The 20143-nt window shown below is 37.1% G+C and carries 18 protein-coding genes; 10 read left to right on the top strand and 8 right to left on the bottom strand.

Annotated elements, in window-relative coordinates; all coding sequences use genetic code 11:
• Positions 1 to 13: 13 nt before the first annotated feature.
• Positions 14 to 1897 carry a patatin-like phospholipase family protein gene (locus EHR01_RS02970; protein WP_341866992.1) on the bottom strand — a complete coding sequence of 628 codons (1884 nt, stop codon included), beginning with the start codon at positions 1895 to 1897 and terminating at the stop codon, positions 14 to 16.
• 166 nt (positions 1898 to 2063) lie between these two features.
• On the opposite strand from EHR01_RS02970, the gene ruvA reads away from it, so the two are divergent.
• Complete coding sequence (ruvA, locus tag EHR01_RS02965) at positions 2064 to 2663, top strand: Holliday junction branch migration protein RuvA (RefSeq protein ID WP_135693108.1); 600 nt, start codon at positions 2064 to 2066, stop codon at positions 2661 to 2663.
• 1 nt (position 2664) lies between these two features.
• Here the strand turns inward: ruvA and EHR01_RS02960 are convergent, their stop codons facing one another.
• The gene (locus EHR01_RS02960; protein WP_135693107.1) at positions 2665 to 3297 is read right to left on the bottom strand and encodes a hypothetical protein; all 633 of its coding nucleotides are present in this window, start codon (positions 3295 to 3297) and stop codon (positions 2665 to 2667) included.
• Positions 3297 to 4841 (bottom strand): restriction endonuclease, encoded by a 1545-nt coding sequence (locus EHR01_RS02955; RefSeq protein WP_135693106.1) that lies wholly within the window; start codon positions 4839 to 4841, stop codon positions 3297 to 3299. The genes EHR01_RS02960 and EHR01_RS02955 overlap by 1 nt, the downstream gene beginning before the upstream one ends.
• On the opposite strand from EHR01_RS02955, the gene EHR01_RS02950 reads away from it, so the two are divergent.
• From EHR01_RS02950 to EHR01_RS02930, 5 genes are read left to right on the top strand one after another with little or no spacing between them, the layout of a single operon-like run.
• Entirely contained in the window at positions 4835 to 5443 is a 609-nt protein-coding gene (locus EHR01_RS02950) for an ABC transporter permease (protein ID WP_135693105.1), read from the top strand. The two genes, EHR01_RS02955 and EHR01_RS02950, sit on opposite strands and share 7 nt — an antisense overlap.
• Complete coding sequence (locus EHR01_RS02945; protein WP_004789028.1) at positions 5443 to 6114, top strand: ABC transporter ATP-binding protein; 672 nt, start codon at positions 5443 to 5445, stop codon at positions 6112 to 6114. Before EHR01_RS02950 ends, EHR01_RS02945 begins: the two co-directional genes overlap by 1 nt.
• 2 nt (positions 6115 to 6116) lie before the next feature.
• A complete protein-coding gene (locus EHR01_RS02940; RefSeq protein ID WP_135693883.1) occupies positions 6117 to 7013 on the top strand; it encodes an ROK family protein in 897 nt (298 codons plus the stop codon).
• 1 nt (position 7014) lies between these two features.
• Entirely contained in the window at positions 7015 to 7359 is a 345-nt protein-coding gene (locus tag EHR01_RS02935) for a histidine triad nucleotide-binding protein (RefSeq protein WP_135693104.1), read from the top strand.
• Between the two features lie 10 nt (positions 7360 to 7369).
• The gene (locus EHR01_RS02930; RefSeq protein WP_135693103.1) at positions 7370 to 8323 is read left to right on the top strand and encodes a lysylphosphatidylglycerol synthase transmembrane domain-containing protein; all 954 of its coding nucleotides are present in this window, start codon (positions 7370 to 7372) and stop codon (positions 8321 to 8323) included.
• A 68-nt stretch (positions 8324 to 8391) separates the two neighbouring features.
• Here EHR01_RS02930 and EHR01_RS02925 read toward each other — a convergent pair whose 3' ends face one another.
• On the bottom strand, positions 8392 to 8853 hold the full coding sequence (locus tag EHR01_RS02925) for a VOC family protein (RefSeq protein ID WP_004788496.1): 462 nt from the start codon (positions 8851 to 8853) through the stop codon (positions 8392 to 8394).
• A 172-nt stretch (positions 8854 to 9025) separates the two neighbouring features.
• Entirely contained in the window at positions 9026 to 9511 is a 486-nt protein-coding gene (locus EHR01_RS02920; protein ID WP_135693102.1) for a YbjN domain-containing protein, read from the bottom strand.
• A gap of 208 nt (positions 9512 to 9719) precedes the next feature.
• Here EHR01_RS02920 and EHR01_RS02915 point away from each other — a divergent pair, with 208 nt between their 5' ends.
• From EHR01_RS02915 to EHR01_RS02900, 4 genes are read left to right on the top strand one after another with little or no spacing between them, the layout of a single operon-like run.
• Entirely contained in the window at positions 9720 to 11213 is a 1494-nt protein-coding gene (locus EHR01_RS02915) for a S41 family peptidase (protein WP_167482919.1), read from the top strand.
• A 4-nt stretch (positions 11214 to 11217) separates the two neighbouring features.
• Positions 11218 to 11955 (top strand): ankyrin repeat domain-containing protein, encoded by a 738-nt coding sequence (locus tag EHR01_RS02910; RefSeq protein ID WP_135693100.1) that lies wholly within the window; start codon positions 11218 to 11220, stop codon positions 11953 to 11955.
• Complete coding sequence (locus tag EHR01_RS02905; protein ID WP_135693099.1) at positions 11952 to 13076, top strand: ankyrin repeat domain-containing protein; 1125 nt, start codon at positions 11952 to 11954, stop codon at positions 13074 to 13076. Before EHR01_RS02910 ends, EHR01_RS02905 begins: the two co-directional genes overlap by 4 nt.
• A gap of 7 nt (positions 13077 to 13083) precedes the next feature.
• Positions 13084 to 13404, top strand: a complete 321-nt coding sequence (locus tag EHR01_RS02900; RefSeq protein WP_135693098.1) for a YkvA family protein — start codon at positions 13084 to 13086, stop codon at positions 13402 to 13404.
• A 21-nt stretch (positions 13405 to 13425) separates the two neighbouring features.
• On the opposite strand, the gene EHR01_RS02895 is transcribed toward EHR01_RS02900, so the two are convergent.
• The 3 genes from EHR01_RS02895 to EHR01_RS02885 all read right to left on the bottom strand — a co-directional run bounded on the left by EHR01_RS02895 (position 13426) and on the right by EHR01_RS02885 (position 20129).
• On the bottom strand, positions 13426 to 16587 hold the full coding sequence (locus EHR01_RS02895) for an efflux RND transporter permease subunit (protein ID WP_135693097.1): 3162 nt from the start codon (positions 16585 to 16587) through the stop codon (positions 13426 to 13428).
• Between the two features lie 233 nt (positions 16588 to 16820).
• Positions 16821 to 19538: a PAS domain S-box protein gene (locus EHR01_RS02890; protein ID WP_135693096.1), complete on the bottom strand. Its 2718-nt coding sequence runs from the start codon at positions 19536 to 19538 to the stop codon at positions 16821 to 16823.
• Positions 19539 to 19559: 21 nt separating this feature from the next.
• Positions 19560 to 20129: a Tll0287-like domain-containing protein gene (locus EHR01_RS02885; protein WP_135693095.1), complete on the bottom strand. Its 570-nt coding sequence runs from the start codon at positions 20127 to 20129 to the stop codon at positions 19560 to 19562.
• Positions 20130 to 20143: the final 14 nt, after the last annotated feature.

The following is a 20143-nucleotide window of genomic DNA, read 5'->3' as shown; positions in this document are numbered from 1 at the left end:
TTTCTATGATAACCTAAAGAATTGATTGTAAAGTAGGATTTAAAAATTTCTCCCGACTCCTAATGATTTTATCAACAGAAGATACATATCCCAGTTCAATGAGACGTTCATAAGCAAACCAATCCAAAAGTCCAAAGTTATTCGTTGGAATTTGCAAAAACAAATCTGATATCTTTTCTGTTTGTCGGATCCGATCCCTACTCGAAGCCAAGATAGATCGAATGATAATGTCCCCAATGGGTGGAAACTTGGGTCTTAAAATTTCATTAAAGTTAATTAAGTTAGTCATTTGGGTCAGAGGATTTGTCATCACCCCTGGATTTGTTTTATCAAAATAAGAAGATAATTCCCGGTCTTGGTCAGGATAAATATCACCAAAAACATCTACAGAAATGATCTTTCCCACACCTCGTTCTTTCAGGGCAATTCCTGGAACATTATCAAGCACTCCTCCATCGACATACACAACTCCCTCATCAATAAAAGGAGGGACCACTCCGGGAATGGAGGTGCTTGCTCGAATTGCCTTCCATAAATCTCCTTTGTCAAAGACATGAATTTCTGAATGTGATAAATCAGTTGCAATGGCAAAATAAGGAATCCATAAATCTTCGATTTGGATGGATCCAAAAAATTGCCGAATGGCTTCCGTATATTTTTTACCTGTGGTCAGTGATAAAACAGGAATTGTATATTCATTTAACAAGTCTTTGGAGATCCAAAATGCCTTTGCTTTTTCTTCACTGCCTTTACTCGTTTCGCCCATCGCAATGAGAGCAGAAAAAATAGCTCCAGCGCTAGTTCCTGAAACCATATCGATAGGAGTTTTGTTTTCTTCTAACGCCCGCAAAACACCTAAATGAGCAAATCCTTTGGCACCACCACCTCCCAGGGCTAGGCCAATGGATTTTCCAAGTAAACCCCTTCCCAATCTTTCCCAGGTATCCAAGCGGTCAAAATGCACATGGTAGTGGCGTTGGAACTTTCTTTTTTGTAAATGTTTGATGGTGCCTGGAACCACATCCACTGCGTTCGGTTGGAGAAGGACGAGAATTTGGTTTCTTTCTTTGATTTGTTTTTTATCGAGAAGAGATTCTAACTGAATGCAGTTTGGATCTGCCGTTGCTTCTTTGATGAATAAAATAGAATCAGATTGACGAAGTGCTCTCTCCGACCAAGTAGTGAATTCTTTTTTGTCTTCTAAGAGGTAAAAAACAAAATCATATTCTGCTTCCATTTGAGAAAAAAAACGGATGATCCAAGGTTCTCTGTCTTTTTCATCTAACGACTGCAATTCGCTTGTTCGGTCTAAAAATACCTTTTCATCTACAACACAAAAAGATCCGTACCTTAGGAATACTAGACCAATTTTATGAATGATTTCATCCAAGGAATTTTTTGGAAGAGCTGTTAAAATAGAAAAGGTTCGAGAAAGCGGAACAAATTCCTGATTTTCTTTTTTTGCATTCGCCAAACGTTCGGCGATGATTTTTGTGATTTGCAAAAGACTCTCAGGGTATTTGAGTAAAATGGACAAAGCCACATCTCTTGGAACTCGAAGCAGTTCGGAATCGCGAATTGCTTTCACTGTGGCAGAACGTTTTTCTCCAGTGAACAAACTTAGTTCTCCAATGATATCAAGTCGTTTGAATTCACCAACGTCACGAATGGACCCGTCAGCACCTCGTTTTTCATAACGAAGTTTGCCTGCAGCCAAAATATATAAATCATTCCCTTCAGAGTTTTCTTCGAATAAGATCTCGCCCCCTACTAAATATTCCCGAACTGTTTGGTCCTTCATTTCCCGAAGAACCGTATGCGGTAAATTTTTAAATAAATCTGCCAAAGTGAGATACTGTGCCAGAGTAGGATTTTTTGATAACCGGATTCGTTTCACCTCATTGGTTTTACAAGATGGATACAAAAATTCAACCTCCTTTTCTTTGTAAAACCAGACAAAGGAGAACCTCAATCACACAGATGTCCCTTATACCTAGGATAGAAAACAAAAGAGTTGTCGCCAAAGAGATAGATTCCTAGAATTTGGAAGCGGAACCGATACGATGATTGCAAGTTTACGTGGGAAATTAATTCAATTAGAAATGGATCACCTGGTCCTTGATGTAGCAGGTGTCGGATACGAAATCCATATTCCTTTTCCTTTACATTTAGAATGTAAGGACAAAATGAAAGAAGAGATTTTTTTACATATCTTTCATTCCATCACAGACAGAGGAGAACGTTTGTTTGGATTTTCAACAAGAAAAGACAGGGAACTTTTCCAACTCATCAAATCTTTGCATGGAATTGGAGAACTCACTGCCTTAAAAATTTTATCTTTTTTTCAAGCAGACGATTTGTACAAAATTGCCAAAGAAGATGACAGAAAAACTTTGGAAAAAATTCCAAAAGTAAAAGGTAAAACCTCAGAAAAAATTCTTTTTGAAATCAAACAAAACCTAAAAAAACTAGAAATCTTTTTAAGTGATGAATCTGCAAAAACAGATCCAGAAGACAGAGAAACAGATCTGGCAACACTTGCCCTCATCCAACTTGGATTTGATGAAAAAACAGCCACAAAACAAGTGTCCGATGTCAAAAAAATAAATCCACTCGCAACCGCATCAGAGATAGTAAAACAAGTGATTACTGGAACCAGATAACTCAAAACATTCGGAGGAGATACCAATGTCCCTCCACTTTGATAAAACTTGGATTAATTAAATATCGTTCCAGTTTTGGATTTTCCTCAAACCGAAATTTAACCTCCACCTCTTCACTAGAACTTACAAAAATATCAACTACTACTTGTTTGGCGAAAGAAAATACATCACGAACAGTCAAATTTCCGAAACTTCCTTTTTTTTGATCCAACTTCTCTTGGTCAAAATAATAAACCTGAAAATATCCGTATGGATCGTTTAGGTCATTTTTCACTTCCTCGACAGACCAATACCCTTTGGCATCAACATACAAACCTTTGCTAGGATGAACGAGAGAGATGAGGTGGTGGAATTTCCTTTCACAAAGATCAGAAAGTAAAATTCTTAATTCGGAAAAAATGACAGTTTGGTCAAATTTGGAAATGGAAGTTCCATAAATTTTACCTAAAACTAAAGGTATGGGACAAATGAGTTCTTTCTTTTCTGGATTTGTAGAAGAATTTAGATCTTTGGTTTCTTTTTGCGGATTGGATTTTCCATCACTTGGTTCGCTTCCACTTGTTTGGATTTGGCAATGATGGAAAACAAATAAGAATAAAACAAAAAAAGAAATACGTAGGTTTTGAAATTTCATCACATTGTTTTGTTGAGAAGGTCCTCGAATAGATCCCCACTGTACATCTCGAGGGCACCATTACTCGCTGCGATGATTTTTTTCCCTCCTTCCGTGACATCAAAATTACCAATCACATATCCTTTGGTGGCACCCAACTCTTCCATTTGGTTTGTCATCTCACGTAAAAAAACATCGGAAACTTTTGCATCTTTCCATTTACGTACACGGAAAAGTGCTCTTTTGTTTACATCTTCTTTGGAAGAGGCAAGTAAATTCACACCGTCTGCTTCAGGGTTCGACATTTCTTTTGTGACTCGATACCCCATACTCATGACCATACGAGTGGCTTGGTTTTTAAAATTGGTTCCAGGAAGGCTAATGAACTTTTCAAACTTATCGAGACCGAGCATATCCAACTTGGATGTTAGTTTTTTACCCGCATCATCCACCATCCCTTTGATATTGAATGGTTTGGAAGAACGCATTCCACTTAGTTCAAAGTATCTAGAGTTAGGAAATAAGTTTACAGATAATAAATTGAGTTCCCGCGATAGATCATATTCATGAGTTAATGATTCAACAGTCCCTGTTCCCCGCTCCAACCTAAATTTTAAATTGGCAAGGGCCACAACGTCGGGATCATCCAACCGCTCTGCCTCCGCTTCAATCAAATATTCGGACGCATCATCAAACCTTCCCATATACACAGTAATCATTGCAAAGTGAATGCTTGTTTCGATGATCTCACTCGGCCAAGCATTGAGCCTTGCCATTTCCAAACACAAACGCCCATACTTTAATGCCTCTGGAAAGTTTTGCATGAGGATGGCTTCTGTCATTAAAAACTGGAAGAGAGTAAAACGTACAAATTCATCTTCGATCTGTTCGCTGATGGCCACAGCCGTTTTCACAGCATCTTTATGTTTGTTCTCCCGCGATAAAGATAAGGCATATAAAAATCCAGAAACAGGAGACTTCTCTAATTTGTATGCCTTTTCAAAGTATTCCCTTTCCTTTCCCCCTCCTGTCACACCGGAGATCACACCACGTGCAATGAAGTAAGAGGAGAGATTGATTTTTTCTTCCGGGATCCTTGAGAAAAAATGGTCTGCAATTTTAAATTCTTTTTGTCCGAGGGCCATAAACCCCAACCGAAGGCAGGCAATGGGATTCGAACGGTCTGCCTGAAGGGTATCTAAATAATGAAAAAAAGCCTCTTCAAAAAAATCTTTAGTGTAATAGATTTCTGCGATTCGGTTTGAAACCGTTACGGAATCGATTTCTTTTGTATACCGATTGTTTTTTTTAATGATTTCGAGGTGTTTGGCTTCGTTTAAGGGGTCATTCTCCATGGCATAGATTTTTGCCATTACATAGTGGCCATAGGGGTTTTGGTGGTCTTCTTCCAGCTTTTCCCGAACGAGAGCCCTTGCGTCTAGAAAATTCCCTAGAGTGGCAAGACTTAAAGCCTTGGCATAACTATCCCTTCTTTGCCCTACAATGAAGGTCAAAAGAAACCCGAGCATAATCACAGCTGCTCCCACAAAGATAAAAAATGCCAAATTCGCTTACTTCCTATTTTCCTATTTTAGTTGGTAAAAAAGAGTCTTACGTCAATTCTGTCCTGGAAGTGATACAACTCACCTACATTTCGTTCGCTCTTCGACTTCTCTTCCGGGATCGACTCTACTCGGCAGCCTATGGCCTCGTCGGTGCCCTAGTTTTTACATTCTTTTTACTCACTATTCGGACACACTTCCATTTGTATGGAGGTGTGTCCCTTACTAGTATCGTTTCCTTTGACCAATCTCCGCAGATTCTTTTTTATTCCACGAGTTTTGCACTGATGGCTCTCTTTTTCTTTCATTGCCTTCATGGTCTTGGTGACATTGGAGTGATGATGGCCATTGGAGGAAACCGATTGGGTTGTATTTGGCTCCACTCTTTGTCCTTATTTTTCCTATTTTTACCAAGTTTCCTAATGGCGATCCTGATAAATCTTGCTTATTTAAATCCACCAGCAGACTTCGGGTTCATTAACGAAATCAAATCCGTTTTTTCTTGTTTGGTTCTCTTTATCACATTAGGTCTTCTTGTTTCTGTTCCCACCATCGGGATCAGTTCTTTCATCGATCCTTACAAATCAATTCGGAGACAAAAATAATGTTACTCCGTGTTCACAATTTGACCAAACGATTTGGCAAAGAAGAAGCAGTCAGTTCCGTGAGTTTCGATGTGAACCAAGGTGACTATGTTGCCATCATTGGACCATCCGGTTCAGGCAAAACTACTTTGCTCTCGATGCTCACTGGGATGCTTTCTCCGACAGAAGGTGACATCCTTTATGACCAAATCAAACTTTCGCAAATATCAAAACAAGAACTGGCGGAAATCCGGGCTCGTGACCTAGGACTCGTTTTTCAATTTTCCGAACTTGTCGGAAACCTTACAATCAGGGAAAACATCCTTTTGCCAGCTCTCTTTACACGTAAATTTTCGAATGATGACTATATTCGTAAATGCGATTATTTGATCGAACATTTAAAGTTAGGTGACATACAAAATTCCCTTCCTCGTACTTTGTCGGGAGGACAAATCCAAAAAGCGGCAATTGCTCGGTCACTCATCAACGATCCAGCTATCCTATTTGCCGATGAACCTTCTGGAGATTTGGATCCAGAAAATAGTTATTTGGTCCAACTCCTATTAAATGAATACAACAAACGAAATCATTCCATTATCCTTGTCACACATGATATGAAACTTGCCTTCGATGCCCAAACTGTTTATGAAATGAAACAAGGGAAATTCGACCAAGTCATTAAGGGAGAATGAGTTTGCGAAATGCCATCGGAGTGGATATCGGTGGAGGGAGCATCAAAGTAAGCCTCTTTGAAGAAACGGGAAAAGAACTAAAATCCCTTGTTTCCCCCACACCAGAGCATTTAGACAACCAAAGTTTTTTAGAAATTTTAAAAGATACCATTCGTCCGCTAGTAGCCGATGCAATTGGAATCGGTGTTGGATCTCCTGGCCCCTTAAACAATGAACAAGGGATTATGATATCCAGTGCCAATCTGCAAGGCCTAAAAAACTTACCGATAGGAGAAGAACTCAAAAAAGAATTTTCTCTACCTGTTTGGTATGAAAATGATGCGAACTGCGCTGCTCTTGGTGAGGCCTACTTCGGTGTTTATCAAAATACAGAATCACAACTCATCATTACTCTTGGAACCGGTGTGGGTGGTGGTTTTGTAGACAAAGGAATTCTTTATTCCGGTTATCTAGGCAATGGAATTGAAATTGGCCATACAACATCTGTCATCGGTGGTGCTCTTTGCGGCTGCGGGGTTCATGGATGCGTAGAAAGTTATTTTTCTACTCGTGGTTTTTTAAACCGTTATGCAGAAAAGTCCAACCAAACATTGGAAAATGCAGAATCATTTTTCCGACTGGTTCGGGAAAAAAATCCAATTGCCCAGGAGATTTTACATTTTGGAACCTTGGCACTGGCTCATGCGGTTCGTGGAGCAATTCATTTGCTTAACCCAGAAGCAGTGGTCTTTGTGGGTGGAATCACAAAATCCTATGATTTATTTGGTAAAGTGTTGGAATCCGAAATTAGGTCCAATATCTTTCCCGTGTTAAACGATCGGCTCAAAATTGGTGCCGGGGGAAGTTTATCCGGAGCTTTAGGTGCTGCATCGCTCGTGTTTTCAAAGGAGAAAGTATAATATGGAAAATTGTCTTTTCTGTAAAATTGCAAGTGGAGAAATCCCAAGCAAAAAAGAATATGAATCAGATAACATTTTAGTGTTTCACGATATCACTCCTCAAGCGCCCTTCCATGTACTTATCATTCCGAAAGTTCATATATCTAGTATGAACCAAATTGGAGATTTGAATCCAGATATCATAAAAGAAATTTTTCTAACCATCCCCAAACTGGCCCAACAGAATGGAATTTCAGAAAAGGGATATCGTTTAGTAAACAACTGCGGAGATTTTGGTGGACAAACCGTTCAACATATCCACTTCCACATGTTAGGTGGTCGTCATATGCAATGGCCACCGGGTTAATTAGGGGAATATGAGAAAATTATTATTTGGAATCTTAGTTTCAGGCATTGCGGTCTATTTTCTTTCCAAGAACTTTGACCTTGCTGAATTTGAACGTTTAGAAGGAAAAATCAACTGGTGGATTTTCCCTTTGTTATTTTTATCCAATCTTTGGGCATTTGTTCCCTTTTCGATTCGCTGGTATTATCTTTTAGAAAAAAAGATTAGTTTTGCGAAAGCATTTTCCACCGCCATCATCGGTGTGGGCCTTAATATGGTTCTTCCTGCAAGAGGTGGAGATCTTGTTCGTCTCATTATGAACAAACGAGATACTGAACTTCCACTGACCCATCTTTTCAGTCGTATCTTTTTAGAAAAGGTGATGGATTTGGGTTCTGTCGTGGTAATAGGTGCCGCAGCCCTCTTTTATATGGGACTTGGCCAATCCAAAAACTTAAGCCTTCTTTTAATTTCCGCTCTTGTCATTTTGGGAATGATTGTTGGGCTTATTGTTGTTCGTTACTTTTTAGATCCCTTACGTAGTTTTATCAAAAAACTATTTGGTTTTGTCGGCAAACACGGGCTATACGAAGACAAACTTGACCATCATTTAGTCGAATTTTCATCATTTCTAAAAGGCGATAAATTACTGAAACCAGTCCTTTATTCAATTCCTACTTGGGTATTTGGTTATGCTGTTTCCTATTTACTTGCCGGATTATTAATTGGTATGCCTCTAAGTTTTCCAGAAGCTCTACTCTTTATGTTTTTAGGTGGGATGGGTGTTGCCATTCCCTCGGCTCCATCTGGAATCGGAGTATTTCATGCTGCCATCATATCGGGATTTATTATTTTAGGAAGAGATCCAGGAGAAGGACTTGTGTATGCGACAGTAGTCCACCTAACACAATTTATCATTACAACTAGTCTTGCACTCTTTGCTTATTTGTATTGGAGATGGACTCATAAAAAAATCCAAAACTAAATTGGATTCTATTTTTTCTCTGGCAACCCATTGAAGTTTGCACTTCACAATTGCCAGAGTTATATGAATTAACCTAATGCCTTGATCACATCTTCTGGAGCTTGGACGAGTTCAACAAGTACTCCTTCGCTACAGAGTGGAAATTCTTCATTTCCCTTTGGGTGGATGAAACAAACATTGTATCCAGCTGCCCCTTTACGAATCCCACCAGGAGTGAACCGAACTCCTTGTTTTGTCAAATAATCAACACATTCTTCCAATTTATCAATCCAAAGACCAATATGATTGAGTTTTGGGTCGTGCACTTTTGGACTTTTGTTTGGGTCAATGGGTTGCATCAAATCAATCTCAACTTTGAAAGGACCATTTCCCATGGACAAAATATCCTCATCCACATTTTCTTTTTCACTTTTATAATCAGACACTTTCGTGAGTCCCATCACATCGACCCAAAACTTGGATAATTTTTCTTTTGATTCACCACCAATGGCGACTTGTTGGATACCTAATACTTTGAAAGGGCGGGACATACTTTACCTCAATTGTTTTAATTTATAAAAATTTCGTATTACCTTTCCATATTCTCCCAAAGACCATTCAGTGAAAATTATTTTTCTAGATGGATTAGGTGATTTCTTTTACTTAATAATCTTCCAATTTTCAATGATCTATCGGATTATGAATTATTTTAAATCCACCAATTCATTCCGCAAGAATGAGCAAGGTGGTAAATTGTGAGTTGAGAATCTGAAATTTCTGCAAAAATTCACGAATTGCTTCTTCACTCACTCCACCACTATAATCAAAATCGCTTTCGATAATAAGTCTTCCATCAGTATCTAAGTAACTACGGGAATATCTCATTTTCTGATTCCAACGATTTGCTAAATTAATTTTGTTTGGTTTATCAGAATTGAATGAAGAATAAAATTGCATTGAAGTATCATTAGAAAACATAAGACCAACTTTTGAATCCTGGTAAGCCAAAATCATCAACTTCTCGTCATCAGAAACGATTGTGTAACCTAGACCAAGAACCAGTTTTCGAATTTGAGCTTTATCGATCGTATAATAAAGTACAGATGGTTTTTGAATTAGCTCTGGTTGTTTTGATTTGGCTGGTTCTCCATAAATTCCAAAGAATATAAAAAATAAAACTACTGTCGTAAATTTCAATCTTCTGTTCATTCTGTCTTTCGTCTCCAATGCAAACAACCTAAAACCGAAGAAAAACGTTCCATTGGAACGAAAACAAAACTTCAAATTTCTACAGCAGTTGGCTATTTTGTTATTTTTTAATTTGACCAAACCAAGACACAACCTCTTTCTATTACCTTAATCGATAACCCCTAAAAAAATGATTTTTCTCAATTTCCAAATAACTTTAAAAAAGCGAATGGTCCCTCACTCGATAAAAAAAAGACGAGCGCACTCGTTTCATCTTTTTATTTTAATTTTTGTCCTTCTTTCTTGTAACCAAACACAAAAAAAAACTATACCAAAAATCACTCGAAGTACCCAAAAACAAACTTTAAAAGCCGAGTCTAAATTTCAGTATTTATATGAAGGGAAATTCAATTTATTCCAATTTCTCCTTATCAAAGAACAAGTGAGTGTATCACATATCGAAAAAAAACGAATTGATGCCTCTGCCGGATACGGCTCAGCAGTGATGGCTGCCTACTCTACAATCGGCATTGATTTTTACCCAAGAAAGTATTATGAAAAATACAAAAAGGATCTAACCAACATAACAAATGGACAAATTCTTGGATCAGAAACAGATAAATATGTTTTGATAAAAAACGACAAACAGGAAGAAAAATCAAAAACCAATATCAATAAAAATTTAAGAAAGGAACTCTCCATTTATTTTTCAGAACTCAATCTTGACCACCAAGAGTTTGAAACAATTTTGAATCAAATTTACAATATAAAAAAAGAAACCACAGTTGATGCCGAAGTATTAGAAAAATTCAAAGAAGATTTAATCGCAAAAAGTATCCAAGGTTACTTAGAAGAAACCGACCATTTAACAAGACTCACAAAATCTAAAGAACTATCATTCTTAGAAAAAAAAGATGTCATCAATGCTCTTAAAGAAATTTCCTACAAAATCCACCGTGGTAACAAAAACATCTTAGTATTAAAAATGAAAACCATTCGGTATTTAGATCACAATCTAACAACCGCAACTGCAGCAAAAAAAATCATCTCGCACTCACTCGAGAACAAAAACAGAAAAATAGCTGGCATTGTCCTGGATTTAAGAGATGCGAAGGTAAGTTCACTCAATGTTGTACAAGATTTTTTAAGTTTATTTTCATCAAAACCAAATTTATTTACCATCATCGAAAACCAAAAAGACAAACAAATTGGACCATCTGTAGGTGTAAAAAAAATAGTCAACATCCCAATTGCCGTTCTGGTAAACGAAAAGTCAATTGGTGCTTCTGAATTAATTGCAGGCAGTCTCAGGGAAAATGAAAATGCAATCATCTTTGGAAGTAAAACCTATGGGAAGGGAACGTTCCAATCACTTTATTCATTTGAACCATACAATGGTTATGTATATGAAATAACAATCGGTAAATACATTTTGCCATCCGGTTATGAAATTCAAGGGAAAGGAATTAACCCTGACGTTTTGCTAGAAATCTCAAATCCAAACACATTTAAAGAATATGAAAGTGACCATTGGAACACAGTAAAATTTCAAAAAAATGCAAATGAAAATCAAACAAATCCCAATTCAAATATTACTTCCGTTTTCAAAAAAAACAATGTATCGAATTCCTTTGCAACAGAAGAACAAATTGATTCCAAAGATTTACTCCTAGACCGAACTCTTCATTTTTTTGAAATTTATTTAGATAATATTACAGAGTAATCATATGAAATTTAAAACCTCCTTAAGCATTTTATTTTTTGTTTGTTTTGGCTTCGTTCAATGTAGTTCGAGAAGTTTGCGAATCGCAGCTTCCAATGGTGAAATCAAAACAGTAAAACAATATATTGATGAAAAGACTCCAACAGAAAATGCAAATTTCAGTGGAGAAACCGCCCTTATCCTTGCTGCAAAATTTGGTTATAGCGATATTGTGAAACAACTCCTGGCCGCAAATGCTGAAATTGAGAAAAAAGATGACCAAGGGTATACCGCTTTAGCTTGGGCAGTCAAAAATCGTTACTTAGAAGTGGCTCGCATTCTCCTCGACTCCAATGCGAACGTAAATACAAAATCAAAAACAAATGGCTCCCCCTTACTATCAGCAAGCTTCAATGGTAATCTTGCCATGGTCAACTTACTCATCAAATACAAACCGGACCCGAATATAACCAACAATTTTGGAATTACTCCCTTGATGTGGTCTTCACAAAAAGGATATAAAGAAATTACGAAACAACTTCTTTCACTGGAACCAGATACCAACAAACAAGACGTAAATGGTAAGACAGCTTTAATGTATGCAAGTATTTTTGGTCGGTATGAAATTTTCAAACTTCTATTAGAAAAAAATAGCAACGTATACTTAAAAGACAAACAAGGCCAAACTGCAGAAGATTATGCAACCGAATACGGGCAATCAGAAGTAAAAATACTCTTATTACAATACGGAGAAGGAAAATGAAAGTATTTCTTTTATCGGCCATAACCCTTCTCACATTCTCCTGCACCAATTTAATGATTAAAGGTGCAATCCTTAGAAATGACCAAAGAACATTCCGAAAAAATATAAAAAACGTAGATGTCAACTGGGTAGATCCGAACGGAAAATCATACATCGAAGATGCAATTACGGAAGGAAACTTACAAATGGTTGAACTTCTGATTGAAAATCGTGTTAATATAAATGCCGAAAACAAATTTGGTGAAACTCCACTCCTCATTGCCAGTTGTTTCGGACGTAAAGAAATTGTAATCCGCCTACTCCATTCAGGAGCATCCGCGAATACAAGAAATAGTTCAGGCACTACCCCACTCATCTGTGCTTCTTTCCATGGATTTGCAGAGATAACAAAAATCTTAATTCAATCGGGTGCATCAATAAATGATCAGGATAAAGAAGGAAGAAATGCTTTGATGCATGCCAGCAGCTTTGGAAAGTTAGAAATTACAAAAATCTTAATCGAAGAAAAGGCAAATTTAAATTTATTTGATAAATACACTTGGAATGCCCTTACCATTGCTATTGACAAAAATAATTTCGAAATAGCAAAAGCTTTAATTGAAGCAAAAATTGATCTGGATGCCAGAGATGAAGATGACCTAACTGCTTTGATTGATGCTGCAAAAAAAGATAAAACCAATTTTCTTGAACTTTTAGTTTCCGCAGGTGCAAATATAGAGTCAAAGGATAAAGATGGTTTGACTGCTTTGTTATATGCCTCAAAGAAAAATCAAACCAAAGCAATCGAAATGTTGCTAAAAGCAAAAGCAAATCCAGAAACCAAAGATCGATATGGAAGAAATTCGATGAACATTGCAGCGAAAGAAGGCCATGTGGAAGCGGTCAAAATGTTATTGCAGTTCCATGTAAGTCCAAACGAAAAAGATCATTTTGGAATCACACCTCTTATGCATTCGGTGATTCGGAACCATACAGAAATGGCTACCCTTTTAATCGAATCCAATGCAAACCTTTTTTCAAGAAATCACTATGGTTTTTCTGCTTTGGATTATGCAATTTTAAGTGGTAACAAAAAAATCATAGATCTTCTAAAAGAAAAAATGGGAAAATCAGTCGAATAAAGCCGCTATGAAAGAAAACGAAAGAATCGAATTTATCAAAACCAATTTCTGGAAAAAAATAAAAGAAACAGGAAAAAAAATACCTTTTGTGAAAGATGTCATCGCTATGTATTATTGTTTATTGGATGAGAACACTTCACTAACAGCCAAAGCTTCCATCGCATTTGCTTTGTTATATTTTATTTCTCCAATTGATGCGATTCCAGATATAATTTTGGCCTTAGGATATACAGATGATGCCGGCGTGATCGCAAGCACTCTTCTTCTGATCAAATCCCAACTAAAACCAGAACATTATGCAAAGGCAAATGAATCTTTATCAGACTAAATGCCTTTGTTTCATAACTAACTAACGTTTTCCCAAAAGCCGAGCAAATGATATCTTTGAAAAGATATGTTTAAAATCTTCTTTGATTCGGTATAAAACAGGAACAAATACCAATGTCACTCCTGTGGCAAAAAACAATCCCCATCCAAACGCAAGTGAAAGTGGCTGCACAAAAGGATCCAAAGTAGGAATCCCGTAAGCACTTGGCACAAGCCCAATCACAGTACTGATTGTTGTTAAAAAGATTGGCCGCAAACGGATGGCACCACCGTTGATAATAGCGTCCTCGATCGACATACCTTGCAAACGGAGTTCCTCAATAAAGGTAATGAGAATTAGAGTATTTGCAACAATTGATCCACTGAGAGCCACAATTGCTAAAGTACTCATAAAACTTAATGGCATTCCATGTGTCATTAGTGCAAAAAGTACACCGACAATTCCGAAAGGAATGGACCCAATGATGACAGTTGTTGTTCCAATGGAATTAAAATATACAATAAAGATTCCAAAGATTACAGCAACGGCAAGTAACATTGAAATACCTAAATCTCGAAAAGACTTTCCGGCATCTTCCTGTTCTCCACCAAAGATAACTGAGTAACTATCTTTTGTATATTTATCAACATTTACTAAATTCTTAAGTTGTCTGTTCACAAACAAAGAAGTTGTTTTATCCGTATCAACCGATGCTTCCAATCGCACCACTCTTTGTAAGTCTTGCCTGTTGATCATGGAGTAATCACGATCCTTTTCAAAATAGGCAACTTGGTTCAAAGGAATCAGTCTTCGGTTCCTATTTTCAACCTTCACCAAATTCAAACTTGAAACTGATTGCCTTTCTGCTTCAGGAAAACGAACAAGGATATTGATTTTATCTTCTCCTTTGCTAATCGTAGAAGCAACTTCACCGTTAAATGCAGTACGAACGGATCTTGCGATGTCCCTAGCACTGACATCAGTTCGTCCAGCAATTTCATCTTTCACAAAAAAACGATATTCTTCCTTTCCTAATTCTAAATCGATTCGAATGTCAGAAACACCATCCATTTGTTTCAATTCTTTAATATATAAATCTGCAATCTCTTGAATGACAGCAAAGTCAGCACCACGGATTTCCAAACTCACAGGTTTTCCAACAGGAGGCCCTTTGATCTTTGCATTTACATCATAAATCATTTCTTTTGGAAAATTCCCTGAAACCTTATTTTCCTGAATAAATTCACGAATCTTTTTAACAAGGACCCTCGCATCTTCCCATTCCTTTCTATCTGCTGCAGTCACAAGTTTCATTGTTAGGTGCGATCTATGAACTTCCTGCCCAGGTTTTGGATCAGTAATTGGATTTTCATGAATTCCAATTCGACTTCGTAAATGTACAAAATCTTTTCCAGCCATTTTCGTAACAACAGGTTCTATCTTTTCAATGGTTTCCAAATTCTTTTGAAGAGTTGTTCCGATTGGCATCCAAATTTTAATTTCAATGTCCTCTTCACTTCCAGAAGGAAACATCACAAAAGGTAAAAATCTTCCAGCAAGAAACAATGTGAAGAAAAAGATAAAGGTAAATATGGACAAAACAAAAACCCTATGTTTTAATGCAAAAGTCATCGTTCGTTTGTATCCAGAAATCACATACCCAAAGATACCTTCTTTTTCTTCTATGGATTCATCCTTTTTAATTTGGCCTTTAAAGTTTTTTGGCAAAAATTGATTCAACCAGTTCGGTAAAAATACAAGAGCAAAAAGAAGTGAACTTGCCAGTGTAACAAGTACCACCGCAGGAATTCCCAAAATGAATTTTCCAATGACCCCACTCATAAAGAGTAATGGAAAAAATGCAGCTGAAATCACAAGAAAGGATACTAGAAGTGGAACCAATACATCTTTAAAGGTTTGTAAGATGGCATCCCTTCTATCCAATCCTTCTTGCATCAATCGATACGTATTTTCCGCCACAACGATGGAGTTATCCACCATCATACCAAGAACCATTACCATTCCAAATATGGTGATGGTATTGATCGTAAATCCAAATTGTTTTAAAAAGATAAAGGCAATAAGAAAGATAAAGATAATTGCCACACTAATCATAATACTTAAGCGCATACCCAAGATAAAGATAAGTGACAACAATACAAGGACAAGGCCTGTCTCAAAATTTAAAATCAAATCACCAAGTTGGCGACGAACGTCCTTACTTTTATCATCATAGATTTTTGTTTCAATTTCCGGAAAGTCACCTTCCATGGAAGAAACAACTGTTTTTACAGTTTCAGCAGTGGTAATGATATCTGCTTGGTCAGTTTTCCAAACACGAAGGATGATACTGTTTTTACCGTTTAACTTTTCGTAAGTTTTTTCTTCTTCAAATCCATCAAAAACTTTTGCCACATCTTTTAAAACAGTAGCAAATCCAAATTCGTTTCCTAACATCGGAACAGAAAGCATATCCTTTGCTTCTTCAAAATCCCCACGAGTTCGAAGTAGGTATTCGGTTCCATTCACTTTCAACCGACCAGATGGGATATTTATATTTCGTGAGCCCAAAGCATTTAGAACGGTATTTAACCCAACTTCTTTTGCATTGAGAGCTTTGGGATTTACTTCCACAAGAAACTCACGATTTCTATATCCAATTTTTTCAATCTCGGCAATTTCTTTAATTTGAAAAAAACGATCTTCAAAGGCTTTTGCAGTATCACGTAACTTACGGTAGTCGGAAGTAGAATCTTTAGTTTCTTCTTTTACTGAAAGTGCTAAACTGATAACTTCCTGTTTTTCCGTTGTGATTTCTCGTACCTTGGGTTTTTGTGCGTTATCCGGCAATCGAACGGAATCAACGGCATCCTTGACATCATCTAAAACTTTTTTAGTATTCTTTGTCCCCTCTACGATGAAGATCATGATCACACTTACGTTTTCCAAGTTATAACTTCGAATTTTATCTATCTTGGCTACTGCTCGTAATTTTTTTTCAATCGGAATGGCAACTAAACGTTCAATTTCTTCCGGGGTGGCACCAGGGAGAGGAGCCTCGACAACGATTTTATCGAGTGCCACATTCGGAAAAGCTTCCCTGTGCATTGAGAGTAAACGTGAAAGTCCAATCAAAACGAAAAGGACTAATATAAACTGAATGATAAGTGTTTTATCGGTAATGAATTTAGCAATGTTTTGCATTCGTTACTTCCCAAAAATTAAAATACTGACAAAAAAGTTGACTAACTGGTCAGTTTTTTATCCGACACGGGAAAAACAACAGATTTTGATTGGGGAAATGGAATTTTGAAACGTTCGTCTTAAACCTAAGGAATTAAATTCCGTCTAACCTTTGCCATTTGGGTGGTGAAAAAAAATACAAAATCCTGAAATATGTTTAAAAATTTATCAGTATTTTTAGGATTTGAATTGGTTTAACGGTGTAACCACTTCATTACAATACGTTTCAAATTTTCCTTTTGGACTGGTTTACTGATATAGTCATTCATCCCAACCTCAAGGCATTTGTCTTTTTCACCTGCAATGATCCCTGCTGTCACAGCAATGATCGGTAAAGTTTTTCCCTTGGGGAGTTTTCTGATTTCTTTTGTTGCATCGTATCCATTCATCACCGGCATTTGGATGTCCATTAGAATGAGTGAAGGTGTTTCTTCTTGAAACACTCGGACTGCTTCTTCCCCATTTTGCGCTTCCAAAATTTTTACTTCGGGGAGGATTCGTTTGATAAAGTTTTTCATCAAACCAAGGTTGACTGGATTGTCTTCCACAACAAGAATCTTGTTAGTCCCTGAAACCGAAGACTGAGTTCCCTGTCCCAGTTTCAACTCTTTCGATTCTATTTCGAGTGCACTTAGCTGTGGATCAAATTGTGGAATTCTGAGAGTGATATCAAAATAAAATTCACTTCCTTGGTTGAGTTTGCTTTTTAATTTTAGGTCCGACTGCATAAGAGTTAACAATTGTTTGCAGATTGCGAGCCCAAGCCCTGTTCCACCAAACTTTCGTGTTGTAGAAAAATCTTCCTGAGTAAAGGAATCAAAAATTTTTTCTTGGCTATCTTCAGCAATTCCTATCCCAGTATCTTTTACTGAAATTCTTAGTTTCACCAAATCGGAGTTCGATTCTTCCACTATTTTAACATTACATTCAACAAAACCGGTTTCGGTAAACTTAATCGCATTGCCAAGTAAGTTCAAAATCACTTGTCGCAAACGATTGGAATCAAACATCAATACTTGGGGAATTTTATCATCTATATGAAACTGAATGTCTAAACCTTTCATCATGGCTTGGATATTTACAATTTTGATTGCTTCCAAGACCATTTTCTTTAAGTTATTTGGTTCTTCCGCCAGTTGTAACTTCCCCGCTTCTGCTTTTGAAAAATCCAAAATATCATTTACAATATTAAGCAAAGCATTTGCGGACTGTTTAACTATTTGGGCATATTCATTATAAGATGAATTTTCCAAAGTTTCCGCAAGTAAATCAGAATAACCAATAATCCCATTGAGAGGGGTTCTAATTTCATGACTCATGTTTGCCAAAAATTCGGATTTGGCACTATAAGCTTTTTCAGCAAACTCTTTAGCGGCCTTTAACTCTAGTTTGGTTTCGTAAGCTTCTGTGATATCTCGAGTGAACATCAAAATCCCACCGATGCCACCACCTAATTGTTTCCAGGGCCGAATCTCCCATTGGATCACCTGGTCTTTTCCCCAACCTGGTGGCCTCCAAACATCTTCATCGCGTTTTAAAATTTCACCACGTAGACCACGTGAATGGATGTCTTTCCATTCCTGGCCAATATTTGGAAAAATTTCATAATGGCTTTTTCCAATAATTTCTTCCTTGGTCAGTGGGATTTTATAATCCTCTATCCACCTTTGGCTAAGAGCCACATAACGCATTTCTTGGTCTAACATGGCAACGGCAGCAGGTGCATGTTCCACAAAAGACCATAAAATTGCAGTTTGGGCCGCAAGAGCCATTTCCCATTTTTTTCTTTCATTAATGTCTTGGATGATTCCGTAAATTTTGATGATTTTCCCATTCTCGTATTCAGCACGTCCAATGGTTCGAATCCAAGTATGGTTCCCTTTGGCGGTCACCATCTCTAGTTCTAAATCATATTCTTTTCCTTCTGCTAAAAGAGAAGAGACGGCTTCCGAAATTTTTCGATTACTTTCTTCGGACTGGAAAAATTGAATTCCACCTTCTACACTAGGATTGTAATCATCTGGTACTTCATGAATTTTTTTAGTAACGTTAGTCCAACTCGCTTTGTTGGTTCTTAAATCCAAATCCCAGCCACCAATTTTTGCAAGGCCAGCCACTTGATCGAGTAACCGAGATACATTCTGCAAATCTGTTTCGGCCTGTAAGGACTCAGAGATATCTAAGATTTGAGAAAGATAGTAAACTGGGTTTCCTAAATGATCCCGAATGATGGATTTATTTAAGACGGCCCAAATCAATCGTTTGTCTTTGGTGATATATCGTTTTTTAATTTGAAAACTTTGAATCGATCCGCGATTGAGTTTCTCTAAATAAGAAAGTTCTAATTCTAAATCTTCAGGGTGTGTAATGTCCGAAATTGACTTTGTTTTTAGTTCTTCTGCAGGATAACCTAGCCATTGACAAAAGATTGGATTCACCTCAATGAGTTCACCATGGGGATTTTCAATTTTCATTCCAATGCTTGAGTTTTGAAAGGAAGAGGAAAACAAATCTCGTGATAATTCAGCTGATTGTAAAATATATGGATTCGGATTATTTGCCCCTTCTAAGGTTGTATCCAATACAAGAAGGATGTATTTTTTCCCTGATTCAATAAATTCCTTGGGATAAATTCGGAAAGGAAAACCAGCACTATTATTAGGATCAAAACAAATACGACCAAGGACCGATTCCTTTTTCCCAAAGACAGTGTCCAAACGAAATCCTGAATGAGTCAGAATGCATTCGGCAGGAAACGACTGGCCTTCCAACATTCCCATTGACTTGGAAGCCACAGGACTTGGATAAACAATTCCCGTAACACTGTCCCATACCAAAAATCCATGCAAACCAAATTCTAAAACAAGCTCACATAACTCTTGCTTATTGGCAATAAAGGTAATTGGGTTCATTTTTTCTTTTATTGAATTCGTTTACTTAGGAAATTTCACAGAAAAAAGTCCTCTCAAATCTCCCAGTCGATATCCTTTTGCAAGATCACCGGGGTATTCTTTTTCCAAAACGGCTAAGGTCTCTTTTTTGATGTCTTGGATTGGTTCCCCATGGCATTGAATGCAGAGGCCTCCGACAGGAATGGGGATGTACACAGTCACAAAAGCATCCGACGTGACGGTTTTCTTTGGAAATACACCTTCCGTTGTTTTTAATTTTTCTATTTCTAAAAATATATCTTTTTCTTCTGATTTGAATGCATTGGAAGGATTTCTAGGTTTGTTTGTGATCCTTCGTAACTCAACTCCATGTTTTTTGCCTAATTGGTTTGTAAATCCGATGGCATTCATTTTACAAAACGGGATAGCTTGTTTTGTCCCTCCTTCCGCAATCGCAGTTGTGAGTTTTTGGACCAAGTTGGTTTTGGCTTCATTCGTAATGGCAATGGCTATGTTTTCATAATCGATTGTCTTCGTTTGACAACTAAAACCAAAAACGAAAGTTCCCACCAAAGTGGCAATCTGAAGATTTAAAGATTTTATTGTAATCATATAGACCAGAATTC

Origin of the sequence: Leptospira mtsangambouensis (assembly GCF_004770475.1) — a bacterium.
Taxonomy (GTDB): domain Bacteria; phylum Spirochaetota; class Leptospiria; order Leptospirales; family Leptospiraceae; genus Leptospira_A; species Leptospira_A mtsangambouensis.
Note: the sequence above shows the minus strand (reverse complement) of the source record. Positions and strands in the feature narration are given on the sequence as shown.